Raw genomic sequence first — 13,612 nt, forward strand, 5'->3', positions numbered from 1 at the left:
ATGGCGACGATCCTTCTTTCTGCCGTCGGTGCGGCGGTCGGCGGTTCCCTCGGGGGCTCGGTTCTGGGGCTGTCGGCGGCGGTGGCGGGCCGCTTCGTGGGCGCGACCGTTGGGCGGGTCATCGACCAGTCGCTGATGGGGCGCGGTTCCGACGTGATCGAGAGCGGGCGGATCGACCGGTTCCGCCTGACCGGCGCAGGCGAGGGCGAACCTGTGGCGCGGCTGCATGGCCGGATGCGGGTGGCGGGGCAGGTGATCTGGGCCTCGCGCTTTACCGAAACAGTCACCACCAGCGGCGGCGGCAAGGGCGCGCCCGCGCGACCCACGGTGGAGCGGCACAGCTATTCGGTGAGCCTTGCGATCGCGCTCTGCGAGGGGGAGATTTCCGGCGTGGGCCGGATCTGGGCCGACGGCGGCGAGATCGCGCGCGATGACCTGACCCTCCGGGTCTATCGCGGTGGCGCGGATCAGCAGCCCGATCCTAAGATGGAGGCCGTGGAGGGTGCGGGGCTGGTGCCCGCCTATCGCGGCACGGCCTACGTGGTGATCGAGGAACTCGACCTTGCGCCCTATGGCAACCGGGTGCCGCAGTTCTCCTTCGAGGTGATGCGGCCCGCGCCGGCGGCCCTGCCCGGGGCCGGGGATGTGCCGCCGCGCGCGGTCAGGGCCGTGGCGATGATGCCGGGGACGGGGGAATACACGCTGGCCACGACGCCGGTGAGCTTCGATCTGGGCGCGGGGCAGGTGCGGATGGCGAATGTGAACTCGCCCGCCGGCAAGAGCGACTTCTCCTCTTCGCTGGACCAGTTGGAGGCGAGCCTGCCGAACTGCGGTGCGGTCTCGCTGGTGGTGAGCTGGTTCGGCGACGACCTGCGCATGAGCGCCTGCGAGCTGCGGCCCCGGGCCGAGCAGGGGGAGCAGGACGGCACGGGGATGCCGTGGCAGGTTGCAGGCGTTGCGCGTGCCGCCGCGGGGCTGGTGCCGCGCGACGTGGAGGACCGGCCCGTCTATGGCGGCACGCCCGCCGACGCGGCCGTGGTCGAGGCGATCCGCGAGATGACGGCGCGCGGGCAGGAGGTGATGTTCTATCCCTTCATCCTGATGACCCAGGCCGCCGAGAACGGGCTGAGCGATCCCCATACCGGGGCAACGGATCAGCCGGTGCTGCCGTGGCGCGGACGGATCACGCTGGCGGCGGCCCCGGGCCAGCCGGGCAGCAGCGACGGCACCGCGGTGGCGGATGTGGAGGTGTCGGAATTCTTCGGCACGGCATCGGCGAGTGATTTCACCGTGGGCGATGGCGAAGTGAGCTATTCCGGCCCTGAGGAATGGCGCTATCGCCGCTTCGTCCTGCACTACGCGGCGCTCTGCGCGGCGGCGGGCGGGGTCGAGAGCTTCTGCATCGGATCGGAGATGGTCGGCCTGACCACGGTGCGGGGAGCGGCGGGCTATCCGGCGGTGCAGGCCCTGCGGCAGCTGGCGGGCGAGGTGCGCGCGCTGCTGGGGCCCGGGTGCAAAATCTCCTATGCCGCGGATTGGTCGGAGTATTTCGGCCACCACCCGCAGGACGGCTCGGGCGATGTGCGGTTCCACCTCGATCCGCTGTGGGCCGACCCGGAGATCGACTTCATCGGGATCGACAACTACCTGCCGCTGTCCGACTGGCGCGAGGGCGAGGATCACCTCGATACGGGCTGGGGCACGATCTATGACCTCGACTACCTGCGCAGCGGGGTCGAGGGCGGCCAGTACTACGACTGGTATTACCACTCCCCCGAGGCCGAGGCCGCGCAGATCCGCACCCCGATCGAGGACGGGGCCCATGGCGAGCATTGGGTCTATCGCACCAAGGACATTCGCGGCTGGTGGGAAAATCTGCACTACGAGCGGATCGATGGGGAGCGGCAGGCGATCCCGACAGGCTGGCAGCCGGGGATGAAGCCGGTGCGCTTCACCGAGCTGGGCTGTGCCGCCGTGGACAAGGGCACCAACGAGCCGAACAAGTTCCTCGACCCGAAATCCTCGGAAAGCGCGCTGCCGCGCCATTCGACCGGGCGGCGCGATGACCTGATCCAGATGCAGTACCTGACGGCGGTGCTGTCGCACTGGGGCGCGAATAACCCGCAGTCCGAGGTCTATGGCGGGCCGATGCTGGACATGGATCACGCCTATGTCTGGGCCTGGGACGCGCGGCCGTTTCCGTTTTTCCCGGCCGCGCTCGACACCTGGGCGGATGGCGAGAACTACGCCCGCGGGCATTGGATCACGGGCCGCGCGGCCGGGCGCGATCTGGCCTCGGTCGTGGCCGAGATCTGCGAAGGCGCGGGAGTGGCGGACTATGACGTCAGCGGGCTGCACGGCTATGTCGCGGGCTATGTCGAGGACCGGGTGATGCCGGGGCGGACGGCGCTGCAGCCGCTGATGCTGCGCTTTGGCTTCGACGCGGTGGAGCGCGAGGGGCAGCTGGTGTTCCGGATGCGCGATGGCCGCGTAGATGCAGAGGTGACGGAAGAGGCCCTGGCGCTGCACCCCGAGATCGAGGGCACGCTGGAGGAGACCCGCGCGCCGGAGGCGGAGCTGACCGGCCGGGTGCGGGTGCGTTTCCTGCAGGGCGAGGCCGATTACGCCGTGATCGCGGAGGAGGCGGTGCTGCCGGGCGAGGACACCGGCGCGGTCTCGGCCTCGGAGCTTCCGATGGTGCTGAGCCGCGGCCTTGGCCGGCAGGTGGCGGAACGCTGGCTGAGCGAGGCGCGGCTGGCGCGCGACAGCCTGCGGCTGGCCCTGCCGCCCTCGCGGGGCGACCTCGGCCCGGGGGACGTGTTGCAGGTGGGCGCGCGGGGGCTCTTCCGGCTTGACCGGGTGGAGCGGGCGGGCGCGCTTCTGGCCGAGGCGGTGCGGATCGAGCCCGAGACCTATCGCCCCGTGGACATGGACGAGGACAGCGTGGCGCTGTCGCAGTTCGTGCCGCCGGTACCGGTCTTCCCGCTCTTCCTCGACCTGCCGCTGATGCGCGGCGAGGAGGTGCCCCATGCGCCGCATCTGGCGGTGACCTCGGTGCCCTGGCCCGGGTCGGTGGCGCTCTATGCCTCGGATCAGGACAGCGATTATGCGCTGAACCGCACGCTGTCCCTGCGGGCGACGGTCGGGGTGGCGCAGACGGCGCTTGGCGCCGGGCCGGTGGGGCGGATCGACCGGGGCGCGGGGCTTTCGGTGCGGCTGACCTCTGGCGGGCTGTCCTCGATCAGCGATGCGGCGCTCCTGTCGGGCGGCAACCTGATGGCGATCGGGGACGGCACGCCGGGGGGCTGGGAGCTGTTCCAGTTTCGCGACGCCGTCCTGACGGGCGAGAATACCTACCTGCTGTCGCACCTGCTGCGCGGACAGTTCGGCACCGACGCGGCGATGCCCGAGGCCTGGCCGGAGGGGTCCTACGTCGTGCTGATGAACGGCGCGGCCGAGCAGATCGACCTTGCCCTCGGGCAGCGGCGGATGGCGCGGCACTACCGGATCGGGCCGGCGCAGCGGGCGGTGTCCGACCCTTCCTACCGGCACGAGACATGGGCCTTCGACGGGATCGGGCTGCGGCCCTATGCGCCCTGTCACCTGAGCGTGGCCGAGACGGCGGGCGATCTCGCCTTCGGCTGGGTGCGCCGGACGCGGATCGACGGCGACAGCTGGGAGGGGATCGAGGTGCCCTTGGGCGAGGAGAGCGAGAGCTACCTTGTCCGCGTGGTGCAGGGCGGCGTGGTCCGGCGCGAGGCCATCACGGCCACGCCCGCCTGGACCTATGACGCAGCGGCCCGGGCGGCTGACGGGTTGAGCGGGCTGGCGGAGCTGGAAGTGGCGCAGATCTCGGCCAGTTTCGGGGCCGGTGCGGTGGCGCGGTTGGTCTTCGCGGTGTGACCCCGCAGGCCGGGCCGGTCGATCAGCGGATGTGATCCGGCGGATCACCCCATTGCGTTTTCCCCACTCGGGCTTATCTGCTACACTCAGATGCAAAGGAGAGGTCCCGATGCCCGAAACACGCGCCAAACTGGCAGAGCTGGACCCGGTCTGGGCCCGTATCACCCGTGAGGCCGAAGAGGCGATCCGGGAGGAGCCCCTGCTGGGCGGGCTGATCCATTCCTCCGTGCTGCACCATCCCTCGCTGGAGCGGGCCTTGGCCTACCGCATCTCGGCCAAGCTGGCCTCGCACGAGATGTCGGAACAGATCCTGCGCGAGATCTGCGACGAGGCCTATGCCTCCGAGCCGGAGCTGGCCAATGCCGCCCGTGCGGACATCGCGGCGGTCTATGACCGGGACGCGGCCTGCCACCGGTTCCTGCAGCCGGTGCTCTACTTCAAGGGCTTCTTCGCGCTTCAGGCGCATCGGGTGTCGCATTGGCTCTGGAAGCAGGGACGCCGCGATCTGGCCTATTTCTTCCAGATGCGCCTGTCCGAGCTTTTCGCCATCGACATCCACCCCAATGCCCGGATCGGCAAGGGGATCATGATGGACCACGCCCATGCCATCGTCGTGGGCGAGACGGCCGTGGTGGGCGACAACGTCTCGATGCTGCATTCGGTGACCCTCGGCGGCACCGGCAAGGAAGAGGAAGACCGCCACCCCAAGATCGGCGATGGCGTCCTCATCGGCGCGGGCGCCAAGGTGCTCGGCAATATCAAGGTGGGCCATTGCTCGCGGATCGCGGCGGGCTCCGTCGTGCTGCACGAGGTGCCGCCCTGCACCACGGTGGCCGGCGTTCCGGCCAAGATCGTGGGCGAGGCGGGCTGTGCCCAGCCGTCCATGAACATGGACCAGATCCTGCGCGGCTGACGGTCGGGTCACGAGGGCCGGGCCACGTCGGTTTGGTCAAGTCGGTCGGGTCAACCCGCCGCTCCACGATACCCCAAGTTAGGCCGCACTGCGCGTGCCGCCAACAGGGGTGTCAGGCCAGACCTGCATCTCGCGCCTCCAACCTTCATCTTTCCTGAAATACTCCGTGGGGGAATTGGCCGAAGGCCAAGGGGGGCAGCGCCCCCTTTTCCATGTTCTATCCGCACCTACGCGCTGAGTGACCGCGCGCCGGGATCGCAGGTCCCGGTCGCACAAAAGAAATCGCGCCCCCGTCAGGGGGCGCGTCATTCAGGTCAGACCCGGCCCGCCGACGAGGTCGGCGGCCCGGGACAGCGGGCCTCAGGCCAGCATCACCATCGGGTTCTCGAGGTTCTCGACGATGGCCTTCAGCAGCTCCGCGCCAAGCGCGCCGTCGATCACACGGTGATCGACCGAGAGCGTCACCGACATGACAGTGGCCACTTCGACCTCGCCCGCATCGTTCACCACCGGCTTCTTCACGCCCGAGCCGACCGCGAGGATCGCGCCATGTGGCGGGTTGATCACGGCGTCGAAGTTGTCGATGCCGAACATGCCGAGGTTGGAGATCGCGAAGGAACCGCCCTGGTACTCATGCGGCGCCAGCTTGCGGTCGCGCGCCCGGGTGGCTAGGTCCTTCATCTCGGCCGAAAGGGCCGAGAGCGACTTCATGTCGGCGTCTTTCAGGACGGGCGTGAAGAGCCCGCCGTCGATTGCCACGGCCACCGCCACGTCGGAGGGTTTCAGCTCCAGCACGCGGTCACCGGCCCAGACGGCATTCGCCTTCGGCACCGATTGCAGCGCAAGGGCACAGGCCTTGATGATGAAGTCGTTGACCGAGAGCTTCACGCCGCGGCCTTCCAGCTGCTTGTTCAGCTGGGCGCGGAACTTCATCAGCGCGTCGAGCTTGATGTCGCGGCGCAGGTAGAAGTGCGGGATCGTCTGCTTGGCCTCGGTCAGGCGGGCGGCGATGGTCTTGCGCATCCCGTCCAGCTTGACCTCGGTGAAGGCGCGACCTTCGTACATCTTGAGCACGGCATCGGTCGACGGGCCCGCCGGGGCGGCGGCGGCCGCAGCAGCAGGCGCCGCGGCCGCGGCTTTCGGGGCCTCGGCGGCCTTGGGCGCGGCGGTGGCTTTCTCGACGTCCGCTTTCACGATCCGGCCATGGGGGCCGGTGCCGCTGATCTGGGTCAGGTCCAGACCCTTGTCCGCCGCGATGCGACGGGCCAGCGGCGAGGCGAAGATGCGGGTGCCGTCGGTGGTCTGCGGTGCAGCCGGCGCGGGGGAAGCGGCGGCGGCAGGGGCGGCGGCTTCGGCCTTGGGGGCCTCGTCCGATTTGGCCGCGGCCGGGGCAGGAGCCGAGACATCGCCGATGTCATCGGCGCTCTCGCCCTCTTCCAGCAGGACGGCGATGGGCGTGTTCACTTTCACGCCCTCGGTGCCCTCGGCGATCAGGATCTTGCCGATGACGCCTTCGTCCACGGCTTCGAATTCCATCGTCGCCTTGTCGGTCTCGATCTCGGCCAGCAGGTCACCGGAGGAGACGGTGTCGCCCTCCTTGACCAGCCATTTCGCCAGCGTGCCTTCCTCCATCGTGGGGGAGAGGGCGGGCATCAGGATTTCTGTGGGCATCGCTCCGCTCCTTACCGATAGGTGACTTTTTTCACCGCCGCGATGACCTCATCGGTGGTCACCAGCGCCAGCTTTTCGAGGTTGGCCGCGTAGGGCATCGGCACGTCCTTGCCCGTGCAGTTGATCACCGGCGCATCGAGGTAGTCGAAGGCGCGTTCCATGATCGTCGCGGACAGGTGGTTGCCGATCGAGCCGACGGGGAAGCCTTCCTCGACCGTGACGCAGCGGTTGGTCTTCATGACCGAGGCCAGCACGGTGTCATAGTCGATCGGGCGCAGGGTGCGCAGGTCGATCACTTCCGCCGAGATGTCCTCTTCCGCCAGCTTGTCCGCCGCTTCGAGGGCGTATTGCATGCCGATGCCGAAGGAGACGATGGTCACGTCGGTGCCTTCGCGCCAGACGCGGGCCTTGCCGAAGGGGATCGCCAGATCCTCGATGTCCGGCACCTCGAAGGAGCGGCCGTAGAGGATCTCGTTTTCCAGGAAGATCACCGGGTTGGGATCGCGGATCGCGGTCTTCATCAGGCCTTTGTAGTCGGCGGCCGAATAGGGCATCACGACCTTGAGGCCGGGGATCATCGCGTACCATGCCGCGTAGTCCTGGCTGTGCTGCGCACCCACGCGGGCGGCGGCGCCGTTCGGACCGCGGAAGACCATGGGCGCGCCCATCTGGCCACCGGACATGTAGAGCGTCTTGGCCGCGGAGTTGATGATCTGGTCAATCGCCTGCATGGCGAAGTTGAAGGTCATGAACTCGACGATGGGCTTCAGCCCGCCGAAGGCCGCGCCGACCGCGATCCCGGCAAAGCCGTGTTCGGTGATCGGCGTGTCGATGATCCGCTTGGCGCCGAATTCGTCGAGCAGGCCCTGGGACACCTTGTAGGCACCCTGGTACTCGGCGACTTCCTCGCCCATGAGATAGACGTTCTCGTCGCGGCGCATCTCTTCGGCCATGGCGTCGCGCAGCGCTTCGCGGACCGTCTGGGTCTTCATCGGCGCATCCGCCGGCCAGTCGGGCGAGGCGTTGGACTTGGGCGCGTCGGGGGCCGGGGCTGCGGCCTTGGCGGGGGCTTTCGCTTCCTCGGCGGGGGCCTCGGCGCTGGCGGCGGGGGCGGCTGCGACATCACCGATGTCATCGGCGCTTTCGCCTTCTTCCAGCAGCACGGCGATGGGGGCGTTGACCTTCACGCCCTCGGTGCCTTCGGCCACGATGATCTTGCCGATCACGCCTTCGTCCACGGCTTCGAATTCCATCGTGGCCTTGTCGGTCTCGATCTCGGCGAGGATGTCACCGGAGGAGACGGTGTCGCCCTCCTTGACCAGCCATTTCGCGAGCGTGCCTTCCTCCATGGTCGGAGAGAGGGCGGGCATCAGAATTTCGGTAGGCATCTTGTCTCTCTCCCCCTCAGGCTTCGTCCTGCGGCGCGACATCGGCGTAGATGTCGGTCCAGAGTTCTTCCAGCGCGGGCTCGGGGCTTTCCTTGGCGAAATCGGCGGACTCGTTCACGATGTCCTTGATTTCCTTGTCGATCGCCTTGAGGTCGTCCTCGGTCGCGTGGCCGCCCGAGATCAGCAGCTCGCGGACGTGCTCGATCGGGTCCTTCTCTTCGCGCATCTTCTGCACTTCCTCGCGGGTCCGGTATTTCGCCGGGTCCGACATGGAGTGGCCGCGATAGCGGTAGGTTTTCACCTCGAGGATGTAGGGGCCGTTGCCGGCACGGCAGTGGGCGAGGGCCTTCTCGCTGGCTTCCTTGACCGCCAGCACGTCCATGCCGTCGACCAGTTCGCCGGGGATGCCGAAGGGCGCGCCGCGGGTGAAGATCTCGTCCGTGGAGGTCGAGCGCTTCTGCGCGGTGCCCATGGCGTATTGGTTGTTCTCGATCACGAAGATGACCGGAAGCTTCCACAGCGAGGCCATGTTGAAGGTCTCGTAGACCTGGCCCTGGTTCGCCGCGCCGTCACCGAAGTAGGTGAAGGTCACGTTGTCGTTGCCGAGGTACTTGTCAGCGAAGGCGAGGCCGGCGCCGAGCGGCACCTGCGCGCCCACGATGCCGTGGCCGCCGTAGAAATGCTTCTCTTTCGAGAACATGTGCATCGAGCCGCCCTTGCCCTTCGAGTAACCGCCTTCGCGGCCCGTGAGCTCGGCCATGACGCCGTTGGGGTCCATCCCGCAGGCCAGCATGTGGCCGTGATCGCGGTAGGAGGTGATCCGTTTGTCACCCTCTTTCGTCGCGGCTTCCAGCCCGACGACGACCGCTTCCTGCCCGATATAGAGGTGGCAGAAGCCACCGATCAGGCCCATGCCGTAAAGCTGCCCGGCCTTCTCTTCGAAGCGCCGGATCAGCAGCATGTCGCGGTAATATTGCTTGAGTTCATCCGCCGATACGTTCGGCTTCTTGGTGGTCCTGCGTGCCGCCATGGCCGTACAACCCCTCCCGAAGTGGATAGTTTAGCGTTAAACTATCTCTTACAGCATTCGGACCGCGCTTGCGAGAGCGAAATTGACGCGGGGCGCTTGCCGGCGAAAAAGCGGTCGGGAATTGTGCGGGCGGGGGCAGGTTTTACAGGAAAATTCGAATTTTCCGGGCCGGAATTTTTGAAAATTCCGGGTGCGATTGCGGGCGTGTGTTGGGGGAGAGGCGGTGCGGGCCGGGGAGGGAGGAGTCGCGTCGCCGCGCGCCAGACCGTGAGGAAGGGACGTAGCGTGGCGGTCTCCATCGAGCACCCGCCCGGCCGAGAGGCCGGGCAGCGCCGTCCCGCCCCCATGGGGCGGCGCTATGGCGCCACCCCGCGGGACGGCGCTGCCCTATGTGGTGGATGGAGAGCGTGTAGGGGGGCGGGGAGCCTTACGCACGACGTTAGGGCCGGACGCCCGGAGGCGCGGGCCGGTCAGGGCTGTCTTCGTTGGGGAAGCGGAGGCGAGCCGATGAAGCTCCGCCTCAGCGGATCACGATCTCGTCGCTGCGCAGCATGCCGAGCACGTCGCGGGCCTGTTCGTCCAGCAGGTCGAGGTCGAGGTAATCGTCCGACAGCCGGTGGGTCAGGTTCTCCATCCGCGCGACCTCGACGTTCAGCTCGTCGAGCCGGGCGGAGAGCTCGTCCTTCTGGGCCATCACCTCGGCCCGGCGCAGCAGGCCGTAATCGCCCTGCACGGCGGCAAAGGTGAAGTAGAGCCCGAGGCTCAGCGCGATCGAGAAATAGATCAGGCCGCCAAAGGCGGGGCGTTTGCGGGTGGTCATCGGGTCTGCCTCATCTCCGCCTCTGACGGGCGGTCAGAAGAGAGAATAGCGCAAGTGATTCGAAATGGGAATCCCCCGTGTTCATCGCAGCGTCACGATCCCGCGGGCGCTGTGGCGGGGCGGACTCGCCGGGCCACCCGGTCCCTCCTCTCGCGGGCACGGGACAGATCGGCCCGGAGGGCAGGCCATGAGGGCAGGGACCCCGGCCATGAAAAAGGGCGGCCCCGTGGGACCGCCCTTTTCTGTTTGCGTGCAGGCCGGATCAGCCCGCGATCGAAGCCTTGTAGATGCTGTCGATCGTCTCGGCGAGGGTCGCGTCGAACTCGGCGTCGGACTGCTGGGCCGAGAGGCCCTCGGTCAGCGCACGCGAGAAGGAGGCGATCATGCCGGTGTTCTGCGACAGGCGGGTGTTCGCCTCTTCGCGGGAATAGCCGCCCGACAGGGCCACGACGGTCAGCACGGCGGGGTGGTCCACCAGCGACTTGTAGTGGTTCGCGGTCTCGGGCAGCGTCAGCTTGAGCATGACCTTGGTGCCCTCGGGCAGCGCGTCCAGCTGGGCGGTGATCTCGGCCAGCAGCAGGTCTTCGGCGGCGGCCTTGTCGGCGATGGTGATCGTCACCTCGGGCTCGATGATCGGGCACAGACCCTTGGCGAGGATCTGCTTGCCGACCTCGAACTGCTGCGCCACGACGGCCTTCACGCCCTCGGGCGAGGCGGCGTCGATGACCGAGCGCATCTTGGTGCCGAAGATGCCCTTGGACACGGCCTTGTCGAGCAGGGCGTCCAGTTCGGGCATCGCCTTCATGACCTTCACACCGTTCTCACTGTCGGCCAGACCCTTGTCGACCTTCAGGAAGGGCACCACGCCGCGCTTTTCCCAGAGGTACTGGGCGGTGGGGATGCCGTCGATCTCGCCGTCCATGGTGCGTTCGAAGAGGATCGCGCCCACGACCTTGTCGCCGGTGAAGGCGGGCGACTTGATGATCCGCGCGCGCATGTCGTGGATCAGGCCGAACATCTCGTCCTCGGAGGAATAGGCGTCTTCCTCGATCCCGTAGAGTTTCAGCGCCTTGGGGGTCGAACCGCCGCTCTGGTCAAGTGCCGCGATGAAACCCTGGCCCTTGCCGATCAGCTCGGCCTGTTTGTCTGTCGTCATGGAATGATCGCCCTGAGTAGTATGAATGATCGCCCCCCTTCGGGGCCTCGCCCCCGCTTCTAAGGAAGCGGGGGATGCCTTGCAATTCTGGTGGCGCTAACTTGGGCTGCGGCCGCGGGAAAGCGCGGGTCTCAGCCTTCCAGCGCCGCAACGCCGGGCAGGGTCTTGCCTTCCATCCATTCGAGGAAGGCGCCGCCGGCGGTGGAAATATAGGTGAAATCGCCTGCCGCCCCGGAGGTGTTGAGCGCGGCGACGGTGTCGCCCCCGCCCGCGACCGAGATCAGCTTGCCCGCGCGGGTCAGCGCGGCTGCCGCCGTGGCGGCAGCGTTGGTGGCGGTGTCGAAGGGCGCGATCTCGAAGGCGCCGAGCGGGCCGTTCCAGATCAGCGTCTTGGCCTCCTCGAAGATGCCCTCGATCCGGGCCACCGCGTCGGGGCCCGCGTCGAGGATCATCGCATCCGAGGGGCACTGGGTCGCGGGCACGGTCTCGTTCGCGGCATTGGCCTTGAACTCGCGCGCCACCACCACGTCGGCGGGCAGCACCAGCTGGCAGCCGAGGTCGAGCGCCTTGAGTTTGATCTGGGTGGCGATCTCGGTCATGTCATGCTCGGCCAGCGACTTGCCCACGTCGATGCCTTCGGCCGCGAGGAAGGTGTTCGCCATGCCGCCGCCGATGATCAGGTAATCCACCTTCTCGACGAGGTTGCCCAGCAGTTCCAGCTTGGTCGAGACCTTGGCCCCGCCCACCACGGCCACCACGGGGCGTTCGGGCTTGCCGAGGGCGGATTCCAGCGCCTCCAGCTCGGCCTGCATCAGGCGGCCGGCGCAGCAGGGCAGCAGCTTGGCGAGCGCCTCGGTCGAGGCATGGGCCCGGTGCGCGGCCGAGAAGGCATCGTTCACGTAGACATCGCCGAGACCGGCGAGGCGCTGCGCGAAGGCGGGGTCGTTCTTCTCTTCGCCCGGGTGGAAGCGGATGTTCTCCAGCAGGATGACCTTGGCCTCGCGCTGTTCGTCGGTCTGGGCCTCGGCGGCGTCCAGCGTCTCGTCGAAGGCGACCTTGGTGCCGAGGGCGGCCTCCAGCGCGGGCAGGGTGACCCGCAGCGACATGTCGAGCACGACCTTGCCCTTGGGGCGGCCGAAGTGCGCCAGAAGGATCGGCTTGCCGCCTTTTGCGAGGATATCCTTCACGGTGGGAGCGATGCGGTCGATCCGCGTGGTGTCCGTTACCTTGCCGTTCTCGACGGGGACGTTGATGTCCACCCGTACCAGAACGCGTTTGCCGGCAAGATCCATGTCATCCAGCGTTTTCCAACCCATCGGTTTCTGTCCTCCTGATGTCGGTCGGGCGATACATCGCCGCTCCTCCCGCCATCGTCAACAGGGCGCCGCTTGGCAATTCGCCTCATGCGCCTTATGCATCACGGCAAAGCCAAAAAAGGAGGCCCTGCCATGGCCGAGATCAAGGACCCCGAAAACACCATCCTGATGGAGCTGAAAGGCGGCACCGTCACCATCGAACTGCTGCCCGACGTGGCGCCCAAGCACGCCGAGCGGATGAAGGAACTGGCGCGCGCCGGTGCCTATGACAACGTTGCCTTCCACCGCGTGATCGAGGGCTTCATGGCCCAGACCGGCGACGTGGCCAACGGCAACATGGAAAAAGACTTCAACATCCGCATGGCGGGCACCGGCGGCTCCGAGCTGCCCGACCTGCCGGCAGAATTCTCCAAGCTGCCCCACGACCGCGGCACCCTCGGCGCGGCGCGTTCGGCGAACCCGAACTCGGCCAACTCGCAGTTCTTCATCAACTTCAAGGACAACCACTTCCTGAACGGGCAGTACACGGTCTATGGCCGCGTCGTCTCGGGCATGGAGCACGTGGATGCGATCACCCGCGGCGAGCCGCCCGCGAGCCCCGACCGCATGATCAGCGTCAAGGTCGCGGCAGATGCGTAATCTGGCCGCCGCAACGCTTGCCGCGCTGCTGGCTGCCGGTCCGGCCCTGGCCACCGGTCTGGATATCCAGATCGGCGGCGAGGCCAACGGCACGGTGCATATCGACCTCTTCGAGGACATCGCACCCGAGCACGTGAAGCGGATCACCACGCTGGCGGAAGAGGGCAAATACGACGGCGTCTACTTCCACCGCGTGATCGAGGGCTTCATGGCCCAGACCGGTGACGTGGAATTCGCCCACGAGGGCGGCGACATGCGCCGCGCCGGCATGGGCGGTTCCGACCTGCCCGACCTGAAGGCCGAATTCTCGGACGAGAATTTCGACCGTGGCGTGGTGGGCATGGCCCGCTCGCAGGACCCGGACAGCGCGAATTCGCAGTTCTTCATCATGTTCGCCCCGGCGCCGCATCTGAACGGCGGCTACACGGTGGTGGGCAAGGTGACCTCGGGCATGGACGTGGTCGATGCGATCAAGCGCGGCGAAGGCCGCAACGGTGCCGTGATCGGCGCGCCGGACCGGATGGTGAAAGTCACCGTGACGGAGTGATCCGTTACCGGATTGGAGATGATGCGCGCCGCTCCGAAAGGGGCGGCGCGTTTTCGTTGGGGGAGGGTATGGCGGGGCAGTGTGCTTGCTTGCGGAGGGGAAGGCTGATGCTCTGACGCTCTGACGCTCTGACGCTCTGACGCTCTGACGCTCTGACGCTCTGACGCTCTGACGCTCTGACGCTCTGACGCTCTGACGCTCTGACGCTCTGACGCTCTGACGCTCTGAC

Annotated in this window: 10 protein-coding genes; 4 read left to right on the plus strand and 6 right to left on the minus strand. The window is 67.5% G+C overall.

Annotation, left to right across the window (positions count from 1 at the left end; translation table 11 throughout):
- A complete protein-coding gene (locus LCM32_RS21305) occupies positions 1 to 3,903 on the plus strand; it encodes a glycoside hydrolase/phage tail family protein (RefSeq protein WP_224823101.1) in 3,903 nt (1,300 codons plus the stop codon).
- A 109-nt stretch (positions 3,904 to 4,012) separates the two neighbouring features.
- Positions 4,013 to 4,816 carry a serine O-acetyltransferase gene (gene cysE / locus LCM32_RS21310; protein WP_224823102.1) on the plus strand — a complete coding sequence of 268 codons (804 nt, stop codon included), beginning with the start codon at positions 4,013 to 4,015 and terminating at the stop codon, positions 4,814 to 4,816.
- A 360-nt stretch (positions 4,817 to 5,176) separates the two neighbouring features.
- On the opposite strand, the gene LCM32_RS21315 is transcribed toward cysE, so the two are convergent.
- The 6 genes from LCM32_RS21315 to LCM32_RS21340 form a co-directional block, all read right to left on the minus strand.
- Complete coding sequence (locus LCM32_RS21315) at positions 5,177 to 6,487, minus strand: pyruvate dehydrogenase complex dihydrolipoamide acetyltransferase (protein WP_224823103.1); 1,311 nt, start codon at positions 6,485 to 6,487, stop codon at positions 5,177 to 5,179.
- An 11-nt stretch (positions 6,488 to 6,498) separates the two neighbouring features.
- Positions 6,499 to 7,875, minus strand: coding sequence for a pyruvate dehydrogenase complex E1 component subunit beta (locus LCM32_RS21320; RefSeq protein ID WP_224823104.1), 1,377 nt, complete (start codon positions 7,873 to 7,875; stop codon positions 6,499 to 6,501).
- A gap of 16 nt (positions 7,876 to 7,891) precedes the next feature.
- Positions 7,892 to 8,905, minus strand: a complete 1,014-nt coding sequence (pdhA, locus tag LCM32_RS21325) for a pyruvate dehydrogenase (acetyl-transferring) E1 component subunit alpha (RefSeq protein ID WP_224823105.1) — start codon at positions 8,903 to 8,905, stop codon at positions 7,892 to 7,894.
- A 520-nt stretch (positions 8,906 to 9,425) separates the two neighbouring features.
- Positions 9,426 to 9,725 carry an FtsB family cell division protein gene (locus tag LCM32_RS21330; protein WP_224823106.1) on the minus strand — a complete coding sequence of 100 codons (300 nt, stop codon included), beginning with the start codon at positions 9,723 to 9,725 and terminating at the stop codon, positions 9,426 to 9,428.
- 262 nt (positions 9,726 to 9,987) lie between these two features.
- Positions 9,988 to 10,881: a fructose bisphosphate aldolase gene (locus LCM32_RS21335; RefSeq protein ID WP_224823107.1), complete on the minus strand. Its 894-nt coding sequence runs from the start codon at positions 10,879 to 10,881 to the stop codon at positions 9,988 to 9,990.
- A gap of 131 nt (positions 10,882 to 11,012) precedes the next feature.
- Positions 11,013 to 12,197, minus strand: coding sequence for a phosphoglycerate kinase (locus tag LCM32_RS21340; RefSeq protein WP_224823108.1), 1,185 nt, complete (start codon positions 12,195 to 12,197; stop codon positions 11,013 to 11,015).
- Between the two features lie 132 nt (positions 12,198 to 12,329).
- Between LCM32_RS21340 and LCM32_RS21345 the strand changes: the two genes are divergently transcribed.
- Complete coding sequence (locus LCM32_RS21345; protein WP_224823109.1) at positions 12,330 to 12,836, plus strand: peptidylprolyl isomerase; 507 nt, start codon at positions 12,330 to 12,332, stop codon at positions 12,834 to 12,836.
- Positions 12,829 to 13,383 (plus strand): peptidylprolyl isomerase, encoded by a 555-nt coding sequence (locus LCM32_RS21350; RefSeq protein WP_224823110.1) that lies wholly within the window; start codon positions 12,829 to 12,831, stop codon positions 13,381 to 13,383. The genes LCM32_RS21345 and LCM32_RS21350 overlap by 8 nt, the downstream gene beginning before the upstream one ends.
- The last annotated feature ends 229 nt before the right edge of the window (positions 13,384 to 13,612 follow it).

Origin of the sequence: Pseudooceanicola nanhaiensis, assembly GCF_020171315.1 — a bacterium.
GTDB classification, from domain to species: Bacteria; Pseudomonadota; Alphaproteobacteria; order Rhodobacterales; family Rhodobacteraceae; genus Pseudooceanicola; species Pseudooceanicola nanhaiensis_A.

Excerpts from the sequence above, each read along its gene's own strand:
- LCM32_RS21315 (WP_224823103.1), bottom strand. The coding sequence starts at position 6,487 with ATGCCCACAGAAATCCTGATGCCCGCCCTCTCCCCCACGATGGAGGAA.
- LCM32_RS21335 (WP_224823107.1), bottom strand. The coding sequence starts at position 10,881 with ATGACGACAGACAAACAGGCCGAGCTGATCGGCAAGGGCCAGGGTTTC.
- LCM32_RS21320 (WP_224823104.1), bottom strand. The coding sequence starts at position 7,875 with ATGCCTACCGAAATTCTGATGCCCGCCCTCTCTCCGACCATGGAGGAA.
- LCM32_RS21305 (WP_224823101.1), top strand. The coding sequence starts at position 1 with ATGGCGACGATCCTTCTTTCTGCCGTCGGTGCGGCGGTCGGCGGTTCC.
- LCM32_RS21350 (WP_224823110.1), top strand. The coding sequence starts at position 12,829 with ATGCGTAATCTGGCCGCCGCAACGCTTGCCGCGCTGCTGGCTGCCGGT.
- LCM32_RS21330 (WP_224823106.1), bottom strand. The coding sequence starts at position 9,725 with ATGACCACCCGCAAACGCCCCGCCTTTGGCGGCCTGATCTATTTCTCG.
- cysE (WP_224823102.1), top strand. The coding sequence starts at position 4,013 with ATGCCCGAAACACGCGCCAAACTGGCAGAGCTGGACCCGGTCTGGGCC.
- pdhA (WP_224823105.1), bottom strand. The coding sequence starts at position 8,905 with ATGGCGGCACGCAGGACCACCAAGAAGCCGAACGTATCGGCGGATGAA.
- LCM32_RS21340 (WP_224823108.1), bottom strand. The coding sequence starts at position 12,197 with ATGGGTTGGAAAACGCTGGATGACATGGATCTTGCCGGCAAACGCGTT.
- LCM32_RS21345 (WP_224823109.1), top strand. The coding sequence starts at position 12,330 with ATGGCCGAGATCAAGGACCCCGAAAACACCATCCTGATGGAGCTGAAA.